17 protein-coding genes are annotated in these 20,603 nt (G+C 73.4%); 10 read left to right on the top strand and 7 right to left on the bottom strand.

The genetic code is table 11. From position 1 onward, the window contains the following. Positions 1-276 precede the first annotated feature (276 nt). Genes C1N81_RS31375 through C1N81_RS31360 form a run of 4 tightly spaced genes read left to right on the top strand, consistent with a single transcriptional unit; the run spans position 277 to position 3,907 of the window. A complete protein-coding gene (locus tag C1N81_RS31375; protein WP_394434671.1) occupies positions 277-1,212 on the top strand; it encodes an ABC transporter ATP-binding protein in 936 nt (311 codons plus the stop codon). Beyond that, positions 1,212-1,928: an ABC transporter permease gene (locus C1N81_RS31370; protein WP_394434670.1), complete on the top strand. Its 717-nt coding sequence runs from the start codon at positions 1,212-1,214 to the stop codon at positions 1,926-1,928. The genes C1N81_RS31375 and C1N81_RS31370 overlap by 1 nt, the downstream gene beginning before the upstream one ends. Before the next feature lie 41 nt (positions 1,929-1,969). Then, complete coding sequence (locus C1N81_RS31365) at positions 1,970-3,256, top strand: sensor histidine kinase (RefSeq protein WP_394434669.1); 1,287 nt, start codon at positions 1,970-1,972, stop codon at positions 3,254-3,256. A gap of 18 nt (positions 3,257-3,274) precedes the next feature. Further along, positions 3,275-3,907, top strand: coding sequence for a response regulator (locus C1N81_RS31360; RefSeq protein WP_394438340.1), 633 nt, complete (start codon positions 3,275-3,277; stop codon positions 3,905-3,907). Between the two features lie 367 nt (positions 3,908-4,274). Here C1N81_RS31360 and C1N81_RS31355 read toward each other — a convergent pair whose 3' ends face one another. After that, positions 4,275-5,726, bottom strand: a complete 1,452-nt coding sequence (locus C1N81_RS31355) for an MFS transporter (protein WP_394434668.1) — start codon at positions 5,724-5,726, stop codon at positions 4,275-4,277. 115 nt (positions 5,727-5,841) lie between these two features. Here C1N81_RS31355 and C1N81_RS31350 point away from each other — a divergent pair, with 115 nt between their 5' ends. Continuing rightward, entirely contained in the window at positions 5,842-6,402 is a 561-nt protein-coding gene (locus tag C1N81_RS31350) for a GNAT family N-acetyltransferase (protein WP_394434667.1), read from the top strand. Between the two features lie 3 nt (positions 6,403-6,405). On the opposite strand, the gene C1N81_RS31345 is transcribed toward C1N81_RS31350, so the two are convergent. The 3 genes from C1N81_RS31345 to C1N81_RS31335 all read right to left on the bottom strand — a co-directional run bounded on the left by C1N81_RS31345 (position 6,406) and on the right by C1N81_RS31335 (position 11,507). After that, positions 6,406-7,599, bottom strand: a complete 1,194-nt coding sequence (locus C1N81_RS31345) for a lipid-transfer protein (RefSeq protein WP_394434666.1) — start codon at positions 7,597-7,599, stop codon at positions 6,406-6,408. A 59-nt stretch (positions 7,600-7,658) separates the two neighbouring features. Continuing rightward, positions 7,659-8,840 (bottom strand): acyl-CoA dehydrogenase family protein, encoded by a 1,182-nt coding sequence (locus C1N81_RS31340; protein ID WP_394434665.1) that lies wholly within the window; start codon positions 8,838-8,840, stop codon positions 7,659-7,661. Positions 8,841-9,329: 489 nt separating this feature from the next. After that, positions 9,330-11,507: an acyl-CoA dehydrogenase gene (locus tag C1N81_RS31335; RefSeq protein WP_394434664.1), complete on the bottom strand. Its 2,178-nt coding sequence runs from the start codon at positions 11,505-11,507 to the stop codon at positions 9,330-9,332. A gap of 254 nt (positions 11,508-11,761) precedes the next feature. On the opposite strand from C1N81_RS31335, the gene C1N81_RS31330 reads away from it, so the two are divergent. Further along, complete coding sequence (locus C1N81_RS31330) at positions 11,762-13,516, top strand: MFS transporter (RefSeq protein WP_394434663.1); 1,755 nt, start codon at positions 11,762-11,764, stop codon at positions 13,514-13,516. Positions 13,517-13,609: 93 nt separating this feature from the next. On the opposite strand, the gene C1N81_RS31325 is transcribed toward C1N81_RS31330, so the two are convergent. Together C1N81_RS31325 and C1N81_RS31320 are read right to left on the bottom strand one after the other, a co-directional pair. Then, entirely contained in the window at positions 13,610-15,259 is a 1,650-nt protein-coding gene (locus C1N81_RS31325; protein ID WP_394434662.1) for a hypothetical protein, read from the bottom strand. A 99-nt stretch (positions 15,260-15,358) separates the two neighbouring features. Continuing rightward, on the bottom strand, positions 15,359-15,889 hold the full coding sequence (locus C1N81_RS31320; RefSeq protein ID WP_394434661.1) for a hypothetical protein: 531 nt from the start codon (positions 15,887-15,889) through the stop codon (positions 15,359-15,361). 159 nt (positions 15,890-16,048) lie between these two features. Here C1N81_RS31320 and C1N81_RS31315 point away from each other — a divergent pair, with 159 nt between their 5' ends. The 4 genes from C1N81_RS31315 (at position 16,049) to C1N81_RS31300 (ending at position 19,953) form a co-directional block, all read left to right on the top strand. After that, complete coding sequence (locus tag C1N81_RS31315; protein ID WP_394438338.1) at positions 16,049-16,735, top strand: class I SAM-dependent methyltransferase; 687 nt, start codon at positions 16,049-16,051, stop codon at positions 16,733-16,735. Positions 16,736-16,744: 9 nt separating this feature from the next. Beyond that, positions 16,745-17,797 (top strand): N-acetylmuramoyl-L-alanine amidase, encoded by a 1,053-nt coding sequence (locus C1N81_RS31310; RefSeq protein WP_394434660.1) that lies wholly within the window; start codon positions 16,745-16,747, stop codon positions 17,795-17,797. A 130-nt stretch (positions 17,798-17,927) separates the two neighbouring features. Then, positions 17,928-18,818, top strand: a complete 891-nt coding sequence (locus tag C1N81_RS31305) for a hypothetical protein (protein WP_394434659.1) — start codon at positions 17,928-17,930, stop codon at positions 18,816-18,818. 118 nt (positions 18,819-18,936) lie between these two features. Next, complete coding sequence (locus C1N81_RS31300; protein WP_394434658.1) at positions 18,937-19,953, top strand: LLM class F420-dependent oxidoreductase; 1,017 nt, start codon at positions 18,937-18,939, stop codon at positions 19,951-19,953. Positions 19,954-19,962: 9 nt separating this feature from the next. On the opposite strand, the gene C1N81_RS31295 is transcribed toward C1N81_RS31300, so the two are convergent. Next, complete coding sequence (locus C1N81_RS31295) at positions 19,963-20,526, bottom strand: hypothetical protein (RefSeq protein ID WP_394434657.1); 564 nt, start codon at positions 20,524-20,526, stop codon at positions 19,963-19,965. Positions 20,527-20,603 lie beyond the last annotated feature (77 nt).

Genomic DNA, 20,603 nt, shown 5'->3' with positions numbered 1-20,603 from the left:
GGGGCGGGCGCTCCTCACATGGTCGGGCAGGCGGGTCAAGACCTCGGTGCGGCCGTCCGCACCGTCGGCCGCACCGAGGTCGTCGCGCGCCGGTTCTAGAACCTGTTTCATTCCGCCCGGCGACCTCCTGTATAGCCAAGCGGGGGTGGGTTGGGAAGGGTGCGGTCATCCCTTTCTGACGTTACGTCAGATGCCATGCCGGGTGACATTTGTACTGGCGAGGTCCGGACTTGCGCATCTGCCGCCGCCCCGGCCCCGGTCCGTAGCGTCCTTCCCATGACGACGAGGGCGAAAGAGACAGCGGGCACCGGCCCCGCACCCGCCGTGTCCTTCACGGGAGCGGTCAGGACGTTCGGGGCCGTACGCGCGGTCGACGGGCTCGATCTGGAGATCGCGGCCGGCGAGACGGTGGCGCTGCTCGGCCGCAACGGGGCGGGCAAGTCCACCGCCCTCTCCCTCCTGCTCGGCCTGGACGAGCCGGAGGAGGGCCGCGTCGAGCTGTTCGGCGCCGCGCCGCAGGACTCCGTACGGGCCGGTCGGGTCGGCGCCATGCTCCAGGAGGGGCGGGCGGTGCCCCGGGTCACCGTCGCCGAGCTGGTCGGTTTCGTGGCCCGGCGGTACCCGGCGCCGATGGCCGTCCCGGAGGCGCTGCGGCTCGCCGGGATCGGGGAGCTGGCGGGCAGGCGGGTCGACAAGCTGTCGGGCGGCCAGACGCAGCGCGTGCGGTTCGCCGTGGCGCTCGCCGGAAACCCGTCCCTGATCGTGCTCGACGAGCCGACCGCCGCCCTCGACGTGGAGGCGCGGCACGCCTTCTGGGCGTCGATGCGGGCCTTCACGCGGCGCGGGCACACGGTCCTGTTCTCCACGCACTACCTGGAGGAGGCCGACGCCAACGCCGACCGGATCGTCGTCATCGACCACGGCCGGGTCGTCGCCGACGGCAGCGGCGAGGAACTGCGCCGGGCGGGCGGCGGCAGCCTCGTCTCCTTCGACCTGGCGGGGCACGGCTCCGAGGGGCTCTCCCTGCTGCCGGGCGTGCGCTCCGTCGAGATCCGCGGTGACCGGGCCCGGCTGCGCACCGACGACTCCGACGCCACGGTCATGGCGCTGGCCGGGATGGACGCCGTACGCCGTCTGGAGGTCGCCCCGGCCTCCCTCGACGACGCCTTCATGGCGCTGACCGCGGACCCCCGCGACCTGGAGCGTGTGTGATGAGGGACTACCTGCGGCTCGAAGTGCGGCGCACGCTGCGCGACGGCAAGTACGTGATCGGCACGGTCGCGATGCCCGTCCTGATGTACCTCCTCTTCACCAACATCGGCGCCGACGCGGGCGCGTGGAAGACGGCGTCGATGATCGGCATGGCGGCCTACGGGGCGCTCGGCGCCGCCCTCAACACGGGCGCCGGCGTCGCCGAGGACAAGGCGATCGGCTGGCTGCGGCAACTGCGGATCACCCCGATGACCCCGCGCCAGGGCGTCATCGGCCGGGCCCTGACCGGCGCGGTGACCGTGCTGCCCGCGATCACGGCGGTGCTCCTCGCGGGCGCGCTGGTCAACGGCGTACGGATGGACCTGTGGAAGTGGCCGGTCATCGCGCTGCTGCTGTGGGCGGGCTCGCTGCCCTTCACCATGCTCGGCCTCGGCAACGGCTACCGCCTCACCTCGCAGGCCATGGGCGGCATCACCATGCTCTGCTACCTGGGCCTCGCCGTCCTCGGCGGCCTGTGGTTCCCGGTGGAACTGTTCCCCGGCTGGCTGCGGCACGTCTCGTCCTTCACCCCGACCAACCGGTTCGCCGAGCTGGGCACGGCGGTCGCCGACGGCCGGCTCCCCTCCCTCGCCGCCCTCGCCGTGCTCCTCGGCTGGCTGCTGGCCTTCGGTTCGTACGCTGTGGTGTCGTACCGCACATCGGCGCGGACCGCATGAACGAGGCCACGGGGACGACGGGGACCCGGAGAGGGACGGACATGTCCTGGTGGAGCAAGGTCAACGAGCAGTTCCACGAGCTGCGCACGACACAGACCGAATGGAAGGCCGAGAACGCGCGCGTGCGGGCCGAGCACCGGGCCTCCGGTGCGCCGGGCGGGCCGCCCGAGGACCTCGGCCCGCCGCCGACCGGCTTCGCGCTCCTCCCCTGGCTGCTCCTCGGCCTCGGCGCGTTCTCCAACATCGTCCAGGGCAAGACCGGCAACCCGTGGCTCGGCGGCCTCGGCCTGCTCACCTTCAACTCCCTGTACGTGTACGTCGTCTTCCGCGCGTTCCACAAGAAGACCCGCGGCGCGGCCTCCACCCGGCTCGCACTCGCCCTGATGACCGTGCTGACCTGCGCACTCGTCCTCGGCTTCGGCGGCAACTGGCTGGCCTTCTTCCCGCTGCTCGGCCTCGCGGCGGGCGCCATCCTGCGCGGCCCGCACCTCGGCAGGGCGGGGCTCGGGCTGAGCGCGCTGGCCGGGGTCGTCGCCGGGTACAAGGAGGGGTGGGACGCGCTCGGCGTCGTCTACGGCACGTTCCTCTCCATGATGGTGACCGCCGCGATCCTCTCCCTCTCCGAAGCGGTACGTGAACTGCGCGCGGCCCGCGAGGAACTGGCGCGGCGCGCCGTCGAGAAGGAACGGCTGCGGTTCTCCCGCGACCTGCACGACCTGCTCGGGCACACCCTTTCGGTGATCGTCGTGAAGTCGGAGGCGGCACGGCGGCTCGCGCCGCGCAGCATCGACGCGGCCCTGGAACAGGTCACCGACATCGAGGCGGTCGGCCGCCAGGCGCTCACCGAGATCCGTGAGGCCGTCACCGGGTACCGCGAGGGCAGCCTCGCCACCGAACTGGACCGGGCCCGCTCCGCGCTCACCGCGGCGGGCGTCGAACCCGTCGTCCGCCAGTCGGGGCCGCCGCTGTCCGCGCAGACGGAGGCGCTGCTCGGCTGGGTGGTGCGCGAGGCCGTCACGAACGTGGTGCGGCACAGCTCCGCCACCACGTGCGTGATCTCCGTCGAGGGGGCCGCCGAGAGGGTGCGGCTGCGGGTGACGGACGACGGCTCCGGCCCGTCGGCCGTTGCCGGTACGGGCGTCGGCGGCACCGGGCTCAAAGGGCTCACCGAGCGGCTCGCCACCGCGGGCGGCTCCCTGGAGGCGGGGTCCGGCGCGCGTGGCGGATTCGAGGTGCGGGCCGAACTCCCCGTCGGCGGCCGCGAGTCGGTGCCGGACGCCGCACTCGTGGACATCGTCCGGGCCGCCCCGCACCGCCCGGCCACGTAATCTGCCCCCGTGACGGAAATGCCGCAGGACCACCGGCCCGCCAAGAGTGTGCGCCTGCTCCTCGCCGAGGACCAGCAGATGATGCGGGGGGCGCTCGCGCTGCTGCTCGGCCTGGAGGCGGACATGGAGGTCGTCGCGCAGGTCGCGGCCGGTGACCTCATCGTCGACAAGGCCCTCGAATGCCGCCCCGACGTCGCCCTCCTCGACATCGAGCTGCCCGGCCGCAGCGGGCTCGACGTGGCCGCCGAACTCCGTGACCAGGTGCCGGACTGCCGGGTGCTGATCCTCACGACGTTCGGGCGGCCCGGGTATCTGCGGCGGGCGATGGAGGCGGGGGCCTCCGGGTTCCTGGTCAAGGACGGGCCCGTCGAGGATCTCGCCGAGTCGATCCGCAAGGTGCTGCGGGGGGAGACCGTGGTGGACCCGGCGCTCGCCGCGGCGGCGCTGAGCGCTGGGCCGAACCCGTTGACGGCCCGGGAGGCGGATGTGCTGCGGGCCTCCGCCGACGGGGCGACCGTCTCCGACATCGCCGGGGCGCTTCATCTCTCCGAGTCGACCGTGCGGAACTATCTGTCCTCGGCGATCGGGAAGACCGGCACCCGGAACCGGATGGAGGCGCTTCGGGAAGCACGGCAACAGGGCTGGGTCTAGCGCCGCGGGCGTCCGGGCCCGCCCCCGGGTACGGCATGCACCGCGGCTGCCCGCGCAGTTCCCCGCGCCCCTATAACGCCCGTCCCCGAGTGCGACGTACGTCGTGGTTGCTCGCGCCGTTCCCCGCGCCCCTGAAACGCCCGATTCCGGGTGCGACGCCATCGTGGTTGCTCGCGCCGTTCCCCGCGCCCCCTGCGATGCGCACTTCGTGCGCCATCTCACGGGGCGCGGGTGTTGGGCGCCGTCTCAGGGGGCGCGGGTGTTGGGCGCCATCTCAGGGGCCCTGGGGCTGCGGCGAAGCCGCATGCTTCAGGGGCGCGGGGAACTGCGCGACCAGCCACGACGGTGGCGCGCCCGGCAGCGGGACTCAGCGTGAGGCGGCGCGGTCGCGTGGCATGTAGGACAGCAGGATCACCACCGCGACGACCAGAATCCCCGCCCCCCAGAGGAACGCCCCCGCATAGCCGCGCGTCAGCGCGGCAGAATCCGCCGACCCCGCGGAGCGACTCGTCGCCACGGTCGAGAGGACGGCCAGTCCCAGCGCACCCCCCAGCGTGCGGCTGGTGTTGACGAGCCCGGAGACGAGCCCCGCGTCCCCCGGCGCCGCCCCGGACGTGGCCAGAGAGGCCAGCGGCGTCATCGCGAACCCGGCCCCGGCCATCATCACGATCCCGGGCAGCATGATCGTCAAGACGTACGTGCCGTCCGCGCTCATGGTCGACTGCCAGCCGAACCCGGCGGCGGTGACGAGGACACCGGCGACGGCGACGTTCCGCGCGCCGAACCTCGGCATGAGCCGGGGCGCGATCTTCGACCCGGCGACGACCGCGAGGGAGCTGGGCACGAGCGCGAGGCCCGCTTCGATGGGCGTGTAGCCGAGGACGTTCTGCGCGTAGAGGGTCATGAAGAACCACATGGCGAAGCTGCCCATGCCGCAGACGAACATCGCCGCGTTGGCGGCGGCCACGGCCCGCACCCGGAACAGTGCGAGCGGCATCAGCGGCAGCCGCGTACGCGCTTCGACGAGCAGGAACGCGGCGATCAGCGCGAGGGCGATCCCGAGGGGGACCAGCGTGGACGCGGCGGCCCAGCCCTCCGCCTCGGTCTGCACGATGCCGTAGGCGAGGAGGGCCGTGCCGGCGGTGACGAGGACGGCGCCGGGCAGGTCGAGGCGGCGTTCACCCCCGGCCCTTGACTCACGGATCCAGCGGGCGGCGGCCGCGAGGACGACGGCGCCGAGGGGCACGTTGATGAGGAGCACCCAGCGCCAGTTCAGGCCCTCGGTGAGGACGCCGCCGACGAGACCGCCCGCCGCGCCGCCGCCCGCGCCGACGGCGGTCCAGGTCGCGATGGCGCGGGCCCGTGCCGCGCCCTCGGGGACGGCGGAGGTGAGGATGGTGAGGGTGGACGGGGCGAGCACGGCGGCGCCGAGGCCCTGGACGGCGCGCGCGGCGAGGAGCTGCCAGTCGTCCTGGGCGAGGCCGCCGGCGAGCGAGGCGAGGGTGAACAGGCCGAGCCCGACGAGGAACATCCGCTTGCGCCCGAAGAGGTCCCCGGCACGGCCGCCGAGCAGCATGAACCCGGCGAACGCGATGGAGTACGCGTTCACCACCCATTGCAGGCCGCCCGCGCTCATGCCGAGGTCGGTGCGCATGGACGGCAGGGCGACGTTGACGACGGACACGTCGAGGACGACGAGGAACTGCCCGGCACACGCCACGGCGACGATCAGCCAGGCGGGCGGGGCGGGTCTGCGGGCGGATATGTCGGCGCCGGTGTCGGCTCGCACGGCGGGGGAGGTCTGCGGCATACGTGTCATGGTCGCAGGCGGACCGGGCCCCGTACATCCGGATTAAGGTGCACGGCGCATGGGCCGGAGGTCCTAGGCCGTAAAAGCTTTAGCGCGTCGCGGGGCGGTGGCGCACACTGCCCCGATGACCGCGACCCCCTTCTCCCGCAAGCCCGTCCTGACCGGCGACCGCACCGTCCTGCGCCCCTTCACCGAGGACGACGCGGACGTCATGGCCGGCATCCTCGACGACCCCGAGCTGCTCCATTTCACGGGCGGCGACCCGGCCCCGTTCAGCCGTGCGTATCTGCGGTCCTGGTACGGGTCGCGGGCCGCGCAGCAGGACCGGCTCGATCTGGCGGTGACCGACCGGGCCACCGGTGAGCTGGTCGGCGAGGTCGTGCTGAACGACTGGGTGCCGGAGCACCGCCGCTGCACGTTCCGCACGCTGATCGGCCCGCGCGGACGCGGCCGGGGCCTCGGCACGGAGGCGGTCGCCCTGATCGTCGGCCACGGTTTCGAGGCGCTCGGCATGCACCGCATCGAGCTGGCGGCGTACGCCGACAACGACCGGGCGCTGCACGTCTACGAGAAGGTCGGCTTCGTCCGGGAGGGCCTGCGCCGCCACATCGAGCTGCGCGACGGGGTCTGGCGCGACGAGGTGCTGATGGCGGTCCTCGCCGACGAGTGGCGACGGGCAGGCTGAGCGTCAAGGGCGGCGCACCAGCGTCACCACCGCCGCCCCGCCGAGCCCGATGTTGTGCGCGAGCCCGGTCCTGGCCCCCGTCACCTGGCGGGCGCCCGCCTCGCCGCGCAGTTGCCATGTCAGTTCGGCGAGCTGGGCGATGCCGGTGGCGCCGAGCGGGTGGCCCTTGGAGATGAGGCCGCCGGAGGGGTTCACGACCCAGCGGCCGCCGTATGTGGTCGCGCCGGACGCGGCGAGTTTGCCGGACTCGCCGGGCTCGCACATGCCGAGCGCCTCGTAGGTGAGGAGTTCGTTGATCGAGAAGCAGTCGTGGAGTTCGACGACGTCGATGTCGTCGATGCCGAGCCCGGATGCCTCGTAGACCTGGCGGGCCGCCGCCCGTGACATGGGCTGTCCGACCACGTCGACGCACGAGCCGGACGCGAAGGACTCCTCGGTGTCGGTCGTCATGGCCTGCGCGACGATCTCGACGGCCCGGCCCCCGAGGTCGTGCCGCTCGACGAAGCGTTCGGAGACGACGACGGCCGCCGCCGCGCCGTCCGACGTCGGCGAGCACTGGAGCTTGGTCAGCGGGCGGTGGATCGTCCTCGCGGCGAGGATCTCGTCGACCGTGTACGCGTCCTGGAACTGGGCGTTCGGGTTGTTCACCGAGTGCCGGTGGTTCTTCGCCGCGACCGCCGCGAGCTGCGCCTCCGTCGTGCCGTACCGCTCCATGTGCTCGCGCGCCGCGGCGCCGAAGATCTGCGCGGTGGGCGGGCTCGCCTCGAAGCCGTGCCGGGCGGCCATGACGCCGTAGTGGCGGGCGACCGGCGAGGCGGCGAAGTCGGCGCCCGCGTCCGCGCCGCCGCCGAGGGCGCCGCGCCGCATCTTCTCGAAGCCGAGGGCGAGCACGCAGTCGGCGGCGCCGCCCTCGACGAACTGGCGGGCCAGCATGAGCGCGGTCGAACCGGTGGCGCAGTTGTTGTGGACGTTGTAGACGGGGACGCCGGTCAGGCCGAGTTCGTACACCGCGCGCTGGCCCGCCGTGGAGGGCTGGAAGCAGTAGCCGACGGGGACCTGCTGCACGTCCTCGTAGGTGATCCCGGCGTCGGCGAGCGCGGCGTCGCCCGCCTCCCGGGCCATGTCCCAGTACTGCCAGTCGCGGCTCTCGGGCTTCTCGAACCGTGTCATGCCGACGCCGACCATGTACGCCTTCATCTCCGTACACCCTCCTGCCACTGCCTGACGGGTCGTCAGATAGTGGCAGGGGGCGGCGCTCAACGGAAGGCCGCGAGCCCCGTCAGTGCCTGGCCGAGCGCGAGCGTGTGCATCTCGGACGTGCCCTCGTAGGTGAGGACCGATTCGAGGTTGTTGGCGTGGCGGATCACCGGATATTCGAGCGAGATGCCGTTGGCGCCGAGGATCGTGCGGGCGGTGCGGCAGATCTCGATGGCCTCGCGCACGTTGTTCAGCTTGCCGAAGCTGATCTGCGCCGGGTGGACGCCTGCGGGCGAGTCCTTGAGGGCCGAGAGGTGGAGCGCGGTCAGCGTCGCCTTGTGCAGTTCGAGCGCCATGTCGACGAGCTTCTGCTGGGTCAGCTGGAAGCCCGCGATCGGCTTGCCGAACTGCTCGCGCTGGAGGGCGTAGTCGCGGGCCGCCCGCCACGCCGAGCGGGCGGCGCCGGTGACGCCCCAGACGATGCCGTAACGGGCCTCGTTCAGGCAGGTCAGCGGGGCGCCGACGCCGCGCGCCCCGGGCAGCCGGGCGCTGTCGGGCAGCCGGACGCCGTCCAGGACCAGCTCGCTCGTCACCGAGGCGCGCAGCGACATCTTGTGCTTGATGAGGGGCGCCGAGAAGCCGGGGGTGTCGGTGGGGACGACGAAGCCGCGTACGCCGTCCTCGGTCTGCGCCCAGACGACGGCGACGGCCGCCACCGAACCGTTGGTGATCCACATCTTGCGGCCGTCGAGCACCCAGTCCGCGCCGTCGCGGCGGGCCCGCGTCGTCATCGACGCCGGGTCGGAGCCGTGGTCGGGCTCGGTCAGGCCGAAGCAGCCGATGGCCTCGCCCGCGGCCATCCGCGGCAGCCACTCCCGCTTCTGCTCCTCCGAGCCGAAGCGGTGGAGGGCGAACATGGCGAGGGAGCCCTGTACGGAGACGAAGGAGCGCAGCCCTGAGTCGGTGGCCTCCAGCTCGCGGCAGGCGATGCCGTAGGCGCGGGCCGACATCCCGGCGCAGCCGTAGCCCTCCAGGTGCATGCCGAGCAGGCCCATGGCGCCGAACTCGCGGGCGAGCCCCGGCAGGTCCGGCAGTTCGCCGGACTCGAACCAGTCGGCGATGTGCGGCTCGACCTTGTCGTCGAGGAACTGGCGCACGGTGTCGCGCACGGCCCGCTCCTCGTCGGTCAGGAGGGCTTCGAGGTTCAGCGGGTCGACGGGGTCGAGGGCGGGGAACGGCATGGGGCTCGGGCTCCTCAGCGACGGTGGTGAACGGCCTGACCCGTCCACCTTCCGTCAGCGGGGCGGAGCGGTCCAGGGCGGGGCGGGGTGCGGCGTGGGTGGTGAGGATCACGCTGCCCGTCGGCGCGCGACGGGGTATGGGGACGGGGGAACCGCATGACGTTCGGGAAGGCCGTGCCGGCGATCGTGCTCCTTGCCGCTCTGGCGGCGGGCTGCGGCGACAAGCCGAGCGGGGACGGCACCGCGGACGCGTCCCGGCGTACGCGTCCGGCCCCGACGGCGCCCTCGACGCCGTCCACGCCGGAGGACCACCACTGTCCGGGCGAGGACCCGTCCCCGTCGGCGTCCTCCTCCGCGCCCTCCGACGGGAGCACGGCCCCGCCCGGTGACCACTACGCCGAGAACCACGGGTTCCGGGTCCCGTTCGCGCTGCAGGGCACGGGCTGCGCCATGCCCTCCGGGGGGCATGAGGAGAGTGCCCGGCGGGGTCTAGTCGCGCGGCAGGCCCAGGAGGCGTTCGGCCACCACGTTGAGCTGCACCTGGGTCGTTCCGCCCGCGATCGTGAGGCAGCGGGAGAGCAGGAAGCCGTGCAGGGCGCGTTCGCCGGGGCCTTCGCGGAGGGCGCCCGCGGGTCCGAGGAGTTCGAGGGCGAGTTCGGCGACTTTCTGCTGGTGCGGGGTCTGGACGAGTTTCCTGACCGATGCTCCGGCGCCGGGTTCGTCGCCCGCGATCTGCCGCAGGGTCGTCCGCAGGCCGATGCAGCCGAGCGCGTGCGCCTCCGCCGCGAGCGCGCCGATCCGCGCCCGGTACGCGTCGTCCAGGTCGCCCGCGCGGTCGAGCAGCGCCTCCAGGCCGGTGTCGAAGGTCAGCTGGTCGGCCATGTGGACGCGTTCGTTGCCGAGGGTGTGCCGGGCGACGCGCCAGCCGTCGTCGACGTCGCCGACCACCGCGTCGGCGGGGAGCAGGACGTCGTCGAAGTACACCTCGTTGAAGAGGGAGTCGCCGGTGATCTCGCGCAGCGGGCGGATGTCGATGCCGTCCGTGTCCTTCATGTCGACGAGGAAGTAGGTCAGCCCCTTGTGCTTGGGGGCCGCCGGGTCGGTGCGGGCGAGGAGGATGCCGTGGTCGGCCCACTGCGCGGCGCTCGTCCACACCTTCTGGCCGTTGATCCGCCAGCGGCCGTCCTCGGTGCGTTCGGCGCGGGTGCGCAGTGAGGCGAGGTCGGAGCCCGCGCCGGGTTCGGAGAAGAGCTGGCACCACAGGACGTCGCCGCGCAGGGTCGGCGGGAGGTGGCGGTCGCGCTGGTCCTGGGTTCCGTGGGTGAGGAGGGAGGGGACGACCCAGGTGGCGATCCCGAGGTCGGAGACCCTCACCCCGGCCGCGCTCAGCTCCTCCTGGATGGCGAGCTGGTGGACGGGGTCCGCGCCGAGCCCGTACGGCGGGGGCAGGTGCGGGGCGGCGTAGCCGGTCGGCGCGAGGACGCGGCGCGCGGCGGCGGGGTCGAGGCCGCGGGCCCGCCCGATGACCGCGCGGGCCGCCTTCCGGTACACGTCGGCCTCGGCGGGCAGGGAGCAGCGCAGGGCGCGGCGGGCCCCGGACCGGGCGAGGCGGACGGCGCGCAGCCGGTGGGCGTCCCCGGCGCCGATGAGCTGGCGGGCGACGACGGCCCGGCGCAGGTACAGGTGGGCGTCGTGCTCCCAGGTGAATCCGGTGCCGCCGAGGATCTGGACGCAGTCCTTGGCGCAGCCGTACGCGGCGTCGAGGGCGGTGGCGGCGGCGAGCGCGGCGACGAGAGCGCGGACGTCGGCGGCGGGTTCGTCGTCGAGGGCCCGCGCCGCGTCCCAGGCCAGGGCGCGGGCCTGCTCGACGCGGACGAGCATGTCGGCGCAGAGGTGCTTGACGCCCTGGAACCGCCCGATGGGCCGGCCGAACTGTTCGCGGACCTTGGCGTGCTCGGCGGCGGTGTGCAGCGCCCAGGCGGCGGTGCCGCAGGCGTCGGCGGCGAGGAGGACGGCCGCGAGGTCACGGACGAGGCCGGGGTCCACGTCGAGGACCCGGCCGGCGGGGACGACGGCGCCCGTCGCGGTGACCTCGGCGGTGGGCCGGGTCGGGTCGGCGCTCTCGTGGCCGCGCACGGCGAGCCCGGGGGTGTCTGCGTCGACGGCCAGCCAGACGACGCCGTCGGTACTGTCGGCGGCCACTATCAGCAGATCCGCGTCGGCGCCGGTCAGCACGGGTGGCGCGGTCCCGTCGAGGACGAGCCCGGCGTCCCCGGCGACGGCGACCATGGCGCCGGGCCCGAACGCGGCGGCGCCGATCCGCTCCCCGCGCGCCAGCTCCGCCGCGAGCCCGGTCCGGCCCGCGCGCCGCAGCACCTCGGCGGTGAGCGCATGGCCGACGCAGGGTCCCGGCAGCGCGGCCCGGCCCGCCTCCTCGATCACCACCGCGAGGTCGAGGAGGGTCCCGCCCCCGCCGCCGTACGCCTCGGGCAGGTGCACGCCGAGGAGGCCCTGGGCGGCGAGGCCGTCCCAGTACGGCGGGCGGTGGCCGGGGGCGGCCGGGGCGTCGAGCAGCTTGCGCACCTCGTCGGGCGGGACGGTGCGCGCGATCCAGCCGCGCACGGAGTCCGCGAGTTCCCGCTGTTCCTGCGTGATGGCGATGCTCATGCCGCGCACGGTAGAACACGTTCCAGAAGAGCGGAAGGCACAACCTGACGATAAGTCAGCTGCCTTTGATGGGGCGTCAGATGGTCCGCCAGGTGAACAGTGCGGCCGCGCATGTAAACAAAAGGTCAAGGTTCGCCCTCGTACGACGATCATCGGAATAGTCGCCCGAGGAAACAGGTTCGACCTACACGCATACGCAAGCCGCTCGCTCGCCGTCCGCGACCCCCGACACACTGCCTCCGGAGGCCTCCTTAATGTCCCAGCCGACGACCGCACCGCGCCGAACAGGCGGAGTCGTCCCCGTCCTCGCCTTCTCCGGCATCGTCGTCGCCGTCATGCAGACGCTGCTCGTGCCGGTGATCAAGGACCTGCCCGAGCTGCTGAGCACCGCCCCCTCCGACGCCACCTGGGTCATGACCGCGACCCTGCTCGCCGGCGCCGTCGCCACCCCGATCATGGGCCGCCTCGGCGACCTCGCGGGCAAGCGCAGGATGCTGCTCAGCAGCCTCGCCGTCATGGTCGTCGGCTCGCTGATCTGCGGTTTCACCGACCAGCTCGTGGTGATGATCGCCGGCCGCGCCCTCCAGGGCTTCGCCATGGGCGCCATTCCGCTCGGCATCGGCCTGATGCGGGACATGCTGCCGCCGGAGAAGCTCGGCTCGGCCATGGCGCTGATGTCGTCCTCCATCGGCGTCGGCGGCGGCCTCGCGCTGCCGCTCGCCGCGCTCGTCGCGCAGCACGCGAACTGGCACGCGCTGTTCTTCCTCGCGGCGGGCCTCGGCGTCGTCGCGATCGTCCTGACGCTGCTCCTCGTCCCGGAGAGCCCGCTGCGGGCGCAGGGCACGTTCGACGTCGCGGGCGCGATCGGCCTCTCCCTCGGCCTGGTCCTCTTCCTCCTCCCGATCACCAAGGGCAGCGACTGGGGCTGGACCAGCGGCACCACGCTCGGCCTGTTCGCCGCCGCGCTCGTCACCCTTCTCGCCTGGGGCGCGATGGAGCTGCGCCTGAAGGCGCCGCTGGTCGACCTGCGCACCACGGCCCGGCGTGAGGTGCTCCTCACCAACCTGGCCTCGATCATGGTCGGCGTCGCCTTCTACGCGATCTCCCTGGTCCTCCCCCAGCTGCTCCAGCTCCCCTCCGGCACCGGCTACGGCCTCGGCCAGTCGATGGTCGTCGCGGGCCTGTGCGTGGCCCCGCTGGGCCTGACGATGATGTTCACGGCCCCCATCTATGCCCGCCTCTCCGCGCGCTTCGGCCCGAAGGTCACCCTCATCCTCGGCATGGTGATCATCGCGATCGGCTACGGGGCCGGGCTCGGCCTGATGAGCGCCGCCTGGCAGACCATCGTCATCTCGGTCGTCGTCGGCGCGGGCATCGGCCTCGCCTACTCCTCACTGCCCGCGCTGATCATCGGCGCCGTGGACGCCTCCGAGACGGGCGCGGCGAACGGCCTCAACACCCTGATGCGCTCCATCGGCACCTCGGTGTCCTCGGCCGTCATCGGCATGGTCCTCGCCAACACGGCGAACAACGTGGGCGGGGCCGCCGTCCCCACGATGCACGGCTTCCGCGTCTCGTTCCTGATCGCCACGGGCGCCGTCGCGGTGGGCGTCCTGATCGCCCTGTTCCTGCCCGGACGCCGCGCGGCCGTCGTCCGCCAGCACGTCCAGCTCCGCGCCAGCAGCGAGGAGGACGCGAACCTCGCCCGCGCCGAGGAGGCTCGTACCGGAGAGGCTTTCGCGCACTTCCGCGGGCAGGTCCTCGACCCGGCGGGCCTCCCCGTCGCCCACGCCAAGGTCACCCTGATCGACCGCCGCGGGCGCCAGGCGGGCGCCGCCCTGACCGACCCCGAGGGGCACTACGCCCTCGACGTCCCCGAGGGCGGCTCCTACGTCCTCGCGGTGACGGCCCACGGCCACGCCCCGCGCGCCTCGTCGGCGACGCATCACGGGGAGAACCGGGCGGTCCATGTCGACCTGGCGCTCGAAGCGGTGGCCGAGCAGGTCTGAGCCCGGGGCCGAGTCGAAGACGCGCCGCGCTTCTGCGCGGCGCGTCTTTTCCCGCGGCAGCAGTGTGCGGGCACCTCTGGGCCGAAACGCGCCCTAGACGCGGCGGGCCCTCCGGACCGCCACCACACCCGCCGCCAGCAGCGCCGCGGCCGCACCCGTCGCGGCCAGCACGCTCGTGCCCGTGGAGGCGAGGCTGCCGCCGGTCGCGCCGGAGGCGGTCGTGCCGGTGGCGCCGCCCGTGGTGGAGCCGATGGTTCCGGCCGCGACCGGGGCGGTCGTGGCGGCGGAGGGCGGGGGCACCTCGTCGCCACCGCCACTGTCGCCACCGCCACCGTCCCCACCACCCGCGTCACCGGCGCCACCCGGGTCCGGCGACCCGGCCGGTTCCGACTGCCCCGGCGACGGGGTCTCCGTACCCGGCTCGGGGTCCGGCTCCGTCACCGTCAGGGTCACCGCATCCGTACGCGCGGCCCCCGCCTCGTTCGTGAACTCGGCGCGGAAGCGCACCCCGTCCTGGCCGGCCGCGGCCGTGAACGCGTACGTGGTGCCGTCTGCGCCCTCGCCCTCCACGTCCTCCCAGCTCTCCCCGTCGTCCGCGCTGGACTGCCACCGGACCGCCGGCGCCGGGCTCCCCTCCGCCTCGGCGGTCAGCTCGACCGGGGCACCCTCCTCCACCGTGACGTCCGTCGGCTGACGCGTCACCGCCGGCGACACCTGCCGGACCAGTTTCACGATGCCGGAGGCGTCGGGGTGGGGGTTGGAGACGAAGACCTCGCCGCCGCCCGGGGTCACCGCTACCGCCGAACTGCCGTACTGAGAGGTGCTGTTGCGCAGCGGGACCGGAGTCACCACCTCCTTCAACGTCTTCGTGTCGTAGACGCCGAGCGAGCCGACGCCGTTGCCGTCGGAGCCGGGCGCCCCCGGTGATTCGCTGTCCTGGCGGACCAGGAACGCCCGCGAGGACTCCGCGTCGAAGGCGACGCCGCCCGCGTAGTCCGTGCCGGTCAGGGTGGCGCGGGCGGTGCCGTCGGCGGCGTGGACCGCGACCGTGTCTCCGTGCCCCACCCACACCGAGCCGTCGGCGGGGTCGACCTCGATGAAGGGCGCGGCGTTGCCCTGGTGGGCGGGGAGTTCGTAGGAGCCGGTGACGGTCAAACCCGCCGTCTCGACATGGCGCAGCAGACCTGCCGCCGTGTCGAGGTACCAGATGCCGCCCCGCCGCACGTCGACCGCGAAGGGGCCCGTGCCGCCCGGTTCCACGGAGCGCAGCACCGTTCCCGTGGCCCGCTCGATCTCGGAGAGCTTCGTGCCCTGGGCGACGAAGGACGTGGTGTCGCGGGTGCCGGGGCCGAGGTCGGAGATCGTCGTGCCGGTCAGCCAGACGCCGGACGCCTGCGCGTCACCGTCCGCCGCCGAACCGATGCCCCGCAGCGGGTAGTTGAAGACGACGCCGTCGGCGGCGCCCGGCAGCGGGCCCGCCATGCGGCGCGCCGCGACCGTGGCGAGCGTGCCGGTCGAGTTCGGGGCCTGGGTGACCTTGCCGAGCAGGGCGCCGGTGGCGGGGTCGAGCACGTACAAGCCGCGCTCGTCGATGTCGGCGGTGGCGGCGAGGTTGTCGGCGCCGACGTACAGCTTCCCCGAGGTCGGGTGGAGGAGCAGGTCGAGAGGCTTGCCGACGCCCGCGAACGCCCCTCCTTGTACGTACAGTTCGGTGCCGGGCGGCACGGTCTCGTCGGCCGCCACGGCCGGCGCCGCGGCGCACCCGAGCACTACAGCGGCGGCAGCCGCCACCCGCGCCGCCCGTCTTCGGCCACGTACGGAGTGATGCATGCTGTGCGGCCTCTACTGGAAGTCGATGGGGGCGTGGACGTCGTACGTGCGGTTCGCGGAGCCCGTGTGGTCGGCGCGGGTCACGACGGCGCATTCGACGGTCGAGCCGCAGACGTTGCCGCCGCCGAGGTCGGCCTTGACGTGGAGGGTGACGCTGAAGCTGCCGTTCGCGGCGAAGGTCGTGCTGTTGGGGACGGAGCCGCCGCCCTGGTTGGAGATCCAGTACGAGGCGCCGGTGGTGCCTGACTCGTCCTGACCGCCGAGGCACGGGGTGGGCTTGTTGGCGCCCTGGGCGCCGTCGATCGCGCACAGGCCGACGTAGATGCCCTGCGCCGGGTTGTAACCGCTGCCGCTGACAGTGACGTTGGCGCCTGTCGCGGCCGCGCTGTCGGGTGCGGTGAGCGACAGGTTGTAGGTGGTGGCGCCGACGGTGACGGTGCGCGTCGCGGTCGCGGCGGAGGCGGAGCCGGCCAGGGCGGCGGTCAGCGCGGTGGCGGCGACGACGGACAGGCCGAGGCGGGCGGCGGTACGGAAGGCGGTCATGGCGGCGGGACCTTTCTCGTCCACGGAGCCGGGGCACGGGAGGGCGCGGCGCACCACCCCGATCACCCGAACTTAGGTTAGCCTTACCTAATCTTGACTGTCCGTCGTATGTCAACCACCGCAGGGCTGCCCACCCGCCCCGCCACCCCGTACGGCAGCATGAGCGGCATGACCAGCACGAGCCGCAGCCGCGCCCCGCACCCCGACACCCTCGCCGCCTTCGAGAAGGCCAAGGGGTTCATGCCGCTCGGTGAGGGGCTCGCGCTGTACGGGGCCGCGGTCGAGGCGGCGGGGCTCGGGCTTCCGCTGCTCGAAGTGGGCACGTACTGCGGGCGCTCGACGCTGCTGCTCGCGGACGCGGCCCGCGCCGCCGGGGTGACGGCGCTGACCGTCGACCACCACCGCGGCAGCGAGGAGCAGCAGCCGGGCTGGGACTTCCACGACCCGGAGACGGTCGATCCGGTGGTCGGCCTGATGGACACGCTGCCGACCTTCCGGCGCACCCTGCACGCGGCGGGTCTGGAGGAGCACGTGGTCGCACTCGTCGGACGCTCCCCGCAGGTCGCGCAGGTGTGGGGCGGGCCGCTCGGGCTCGTCTTCATCGACGGCGGCCACACCGACGAGCACGCGAACGCCGACTACGAGGGCTGGGCGCCGCACGTCGCGGAGGGCGGCCTCCTCGTCATCCACGACGTCTTCCCCGTCAAGCACGACGAGTGGACGGGACAGGCCCCGTACCGCGTGTACCTGCGGGCCCTCGCGTCCGGGGAGTTCACCGAGGTCTCGGAACACGACTCGCTGCGCGTCCTGCGCCGAACAGGCGCAAGGATCCGGACGCACGGTTAGGCTCGCCCCGTGTCGTACGAAGGTCCGGACCCCGATGGCTTTGATGATTACTACAACAACGCCCCGAGCGACGGAGGGCGCAGACCACGCGGGTCGCGTACCCGGCCGCTGCTGATCACGGCGGCGGCCTGCGCGGTCGCGGCGGGCGCGATCTGGACGGTCGCGCACGCCGTGGGCGGCAGCGGCGGCGGGGACGCGGCGAAGGTGCTCCCCGCGCCGAGCAGGTCCACGACGTCCGCCCCCTCGCCCGCGGGGTCGTCCGACGAGGCCGACGCCAAGCAGCCGAACGGCTCCCCGTCGAAGGCGGACCCCTCCACCGCCTCCCCGTCCGCCCCGTCCGCCCCGGCGGCGCCGAAGACACCGTCACAACCGGCGGGCGGCGGCTCGGGCCCGCTCGCGGGCAAGGTGGTCGTGATCGACCCGGGTCACAATCCGGGTAACTTTCGGCACACGGCCGATATCAATCGCCAGGTGAACGTCGGCAACGCGACCAAGGAGTGCGACACCACCGGCACCTCCACCAACGCCGGTTACACCGAGGCGCAGTTCACCCTCGACGTGTCGCGCCGCCTGCGCACCCTCCTGCAAGAGCAGGGCGCCACAGTGCGGTTGACCCAGAACGGCGACCGGGCCTGGGGCCCGTGCGTCACCGAGCGCGCCGCGATCGGCAACCAGGCCAAGGCGGACGCGGCGATCTCCGTGCACGCGGACGGCTCCGGCGCGGGCAACCGCGGCTTCCATGTGATCCTTCCCGCATCCGTGCACGCGGGCGCCGCGGACACCCGTCCGATCGTCGCCTCCTCACGTGACCTCGGCGAGCGGGTCGCGGGCAAGTTCCTCCAGGTCACAGGGCAGCCACCGTCGAACTACATCGGCGGCGGCACCGGCCTCGACACCCGCGGGGACCTGGGCGGGCTCAATCTGTCGACCGTGCCGAAGGTCTTCATCGAGTGCGGCAACATGCGGGACACGCAGGACGCGGCGCGGCTGACCTCCGACGCCTGGCGACAGAAGGCCGCGCAGGGGCTTTCCGAGGGAATCGTGAGTTTCCTGCGCGGGTAGACACCCCCGTGTGGATCTCGGCAGACACCTCTGGGACGTGGACGATAGTGTCCTCCGTACGATGAGGGGCCACCCCCGCGCATGGCGCCGCCTCCTGACGATGACGTGACGACTGACCGAAGGACCTGAAGTGAATATCCGCTCCCTCACTCGAGGCGACGGCGTGGTGATCGGAGCAGCGGTGTTGCTGTTCATCGCCTCGTTCCTCGATATCTATACGGCCGACGGGGCCGACGGCTTCGACTTCCCGAACTCCTGGGAGAGCGGCCCGCTCCTGATGAGCGTGGTCCTCGCCGGGATCATCGGCGCGGCGCTCGTCGTGATCAGCCGCGGCCAGCCGCAGCCCCTCAAGGTGGCGGGTCTCGACCTCGGTCAGTTCGGTGTCGCCTGCACGGTGCTCGCCGCCTGGGCCGCGCTCGGCAACATCTTCGACCCGGCCGGTGGCTACAACAACCTCGGCGGCGCCGCCGGGGACGGCCCGGACCGCGGTATCGGCCTCATCCTCTCCCTGATCGCCACCCTGGTCATGGCCGCAGCCGCGGTCGCGACGCCGCTGGTCCCGGCCCTCAAGGCCGCTCTCGTCGGCGCCCCGCGCCCCCAGCAGCCGCAGCCCTACGGCGGTCAGCCGCAGGGTGGTTACGGCTACCCGGGCGCCCAGCAGCACGGCCAGCCCGGTCCGGGCCAGCCGTACGGCGCGCAGCCCGGCCAGCCGGGTCCCGGCCAGTCCGGCGGCGGGCAGCCGTTCGGCGCGCAGCCGGGTCAGCCCGGCCAGCCGCAGCAGGCCGCCGCTCCGGCGCCGCAGGCCGGCGGTCAGCCCGCCGGGGACTTCTCCCCGTTCTGGTTCGCCGTGCCGGTGCCGCGTCCGCTGTACGCGGAGGACGGCTCGCCGACCCCGATCGCCGAACTGGCGCCCGGCACCTGGTACTTGGCCGTCGAGCAGCGCGGCCCCGGCCTGGTGGCCCAGACGCAGGACGGCCGTCGCGGCGTCCTGCAGGACACGACCGGGATCCAGCGCGGCTGATCCCGCACGCACCCCGACAAGGCCCCTCGCCCGGCTTCCGGGCGCGGGGCCTTTCGCGTACGCTCGCCCGACGGACGGCCGGGCTGACTGGCCGTCAGGTCACGCCTTGGGGGCGCGTATGCGGCTCGGACTCGCACTCGGCTACTGGGGGCGCGGGCCCGACCCCGGCCACCTCGAACTCGTCCGCCGGGCGGAGGCGCTGGGGTACGACTCCGTGTGGACCTCCGAGTCGTGGGGCAGTGACGCCTTCACGCCGCTGACCTGGTTCGCGGCGCACACCAGCCGGATTCGCCTCGGTACCGCGATCGCGCAGATGGCGGCCCGCTCCCCCACCACGACCGCGATGCACGCCCTGACCCTGGACCATCTGTCGGGCGGCCGGACGATGCTCGGGCTCGGCCTGTCCGGGCCGCAGGTGGTGGAGGGCTGGTACGGGCGGCCGTTCCCCCGCTCTCCGCTGACCGCGACGCGCGAGTACGTGGACGTCGTCCGGCAGGTGCTGCGGCGCGGGGGCCCGGTCGAGAGCGACGGGCGCTTCCACCCGCTCCCCTACCGGGGCGAGGACGCCACAGGGCTCGGCAAGGCCCTGAAGCCGATCACGCACCCGCTCCGCGCCGACCTGCCGCTCCTGCTCGGCGCCGAGGGCCCGAAGAACGTCGCGCAGACGACGCGGATCGCGGACGGCTGGCTGCCGCTGTACTGGTCGCCGACCCGGACCGACGCGTACGAGGCGGCGCTGACCGGCCTGCCCGAGGGGTTCATGGTCGCGCCGATGGCACGGGCGAAGCTCTGCGACGACGTGGCCGAGGGGCTGCTCCCCGTCAAGGCCATGCTCGGCTTCTACATCGGCGGCATGGGGCACAGCACCCGCAACTTCCACGCCGACCTCATGGCGCGCATGGGGTACGAGGCCGAGGCCCGGCGCATCCAGGAACTCTTCGCGCAGGGGCGGCGCGAGGAGGCGGTGCTCGCGGTGCCGGACGCGTTCGCCGACGAGATCTCGCTGGTGGGGCCGCGCGGGCGGATCGCCGAGCGCCTGGAGCTGTGGCGCGAGGGCCCGGTGACGGACCTGCTCGTCCTGTCACCGGACCCGGAGACCCTGCGCGTCCTTGCCGAGCTGAACACGGGCTCCTGACCGGGGCCTTCAACCGGCGTTGCGCAGCTCCGACGCCGACGGCACCTTGTCCTTGACCTCGGCGCCCGCGTCCTTCCCCGCGCCCTTCACCTTGTTGATGATGTCGTCGAAGGACGAGGCGACCGAGTCGGTGCCCTCGCCCTTGCGGAGCTTGCCCGGCAGGTCCTTGAGCGCGTCGATGCCGGAGGTGAGCGGGGCGACCGCCTTGGCGAGCGTCGGGTCGCCCTCGGCGTTCTTCTTCGCGGCCTTCAGCCGGTTGTAGGTGAGGGCGCCCGCGAGGCCCGCCTTGACCAGGGCGAACTTGCGGCCGTCCGCGTCCTTCTTGAACTTGCCGGCCTTCCAGGGCTTTACGATCCACTGGTAGGTGGCACCGGCCGCGATCCCGGCGTTGGCGACGAACCGCGTCTTGGCCAGTTTCTGCTTCTCCGCCGTGGTCGACGCCCCGGGGCTGGCCGACGCGTCGGCCGCCGCGTCCTTGTCGTCGCCGCCGCAGGCGGTGGTGCCGGCCAGCAGGGCGCCGCACAGGAGCACGGCCACGAGCGGGCGGCGCAGGGGAAGGGGGAAGCTGAGCACCACGGGTTACCTCCGGGCCTTGGGCTGCACACTGCTGGCAGCCTCACCCGGCCCCGATCACTGCGCCACCCGGGCGA

The sequence above is a fragment of the Streptomyces sp. SGAir0957 genome (assembly GCF_043523415.1).
The sequence above is the reverse complement of the archived record's forward strand: the minus strand, read 5'-3'. Positions and strand labels throughout refer to the sequence as shown.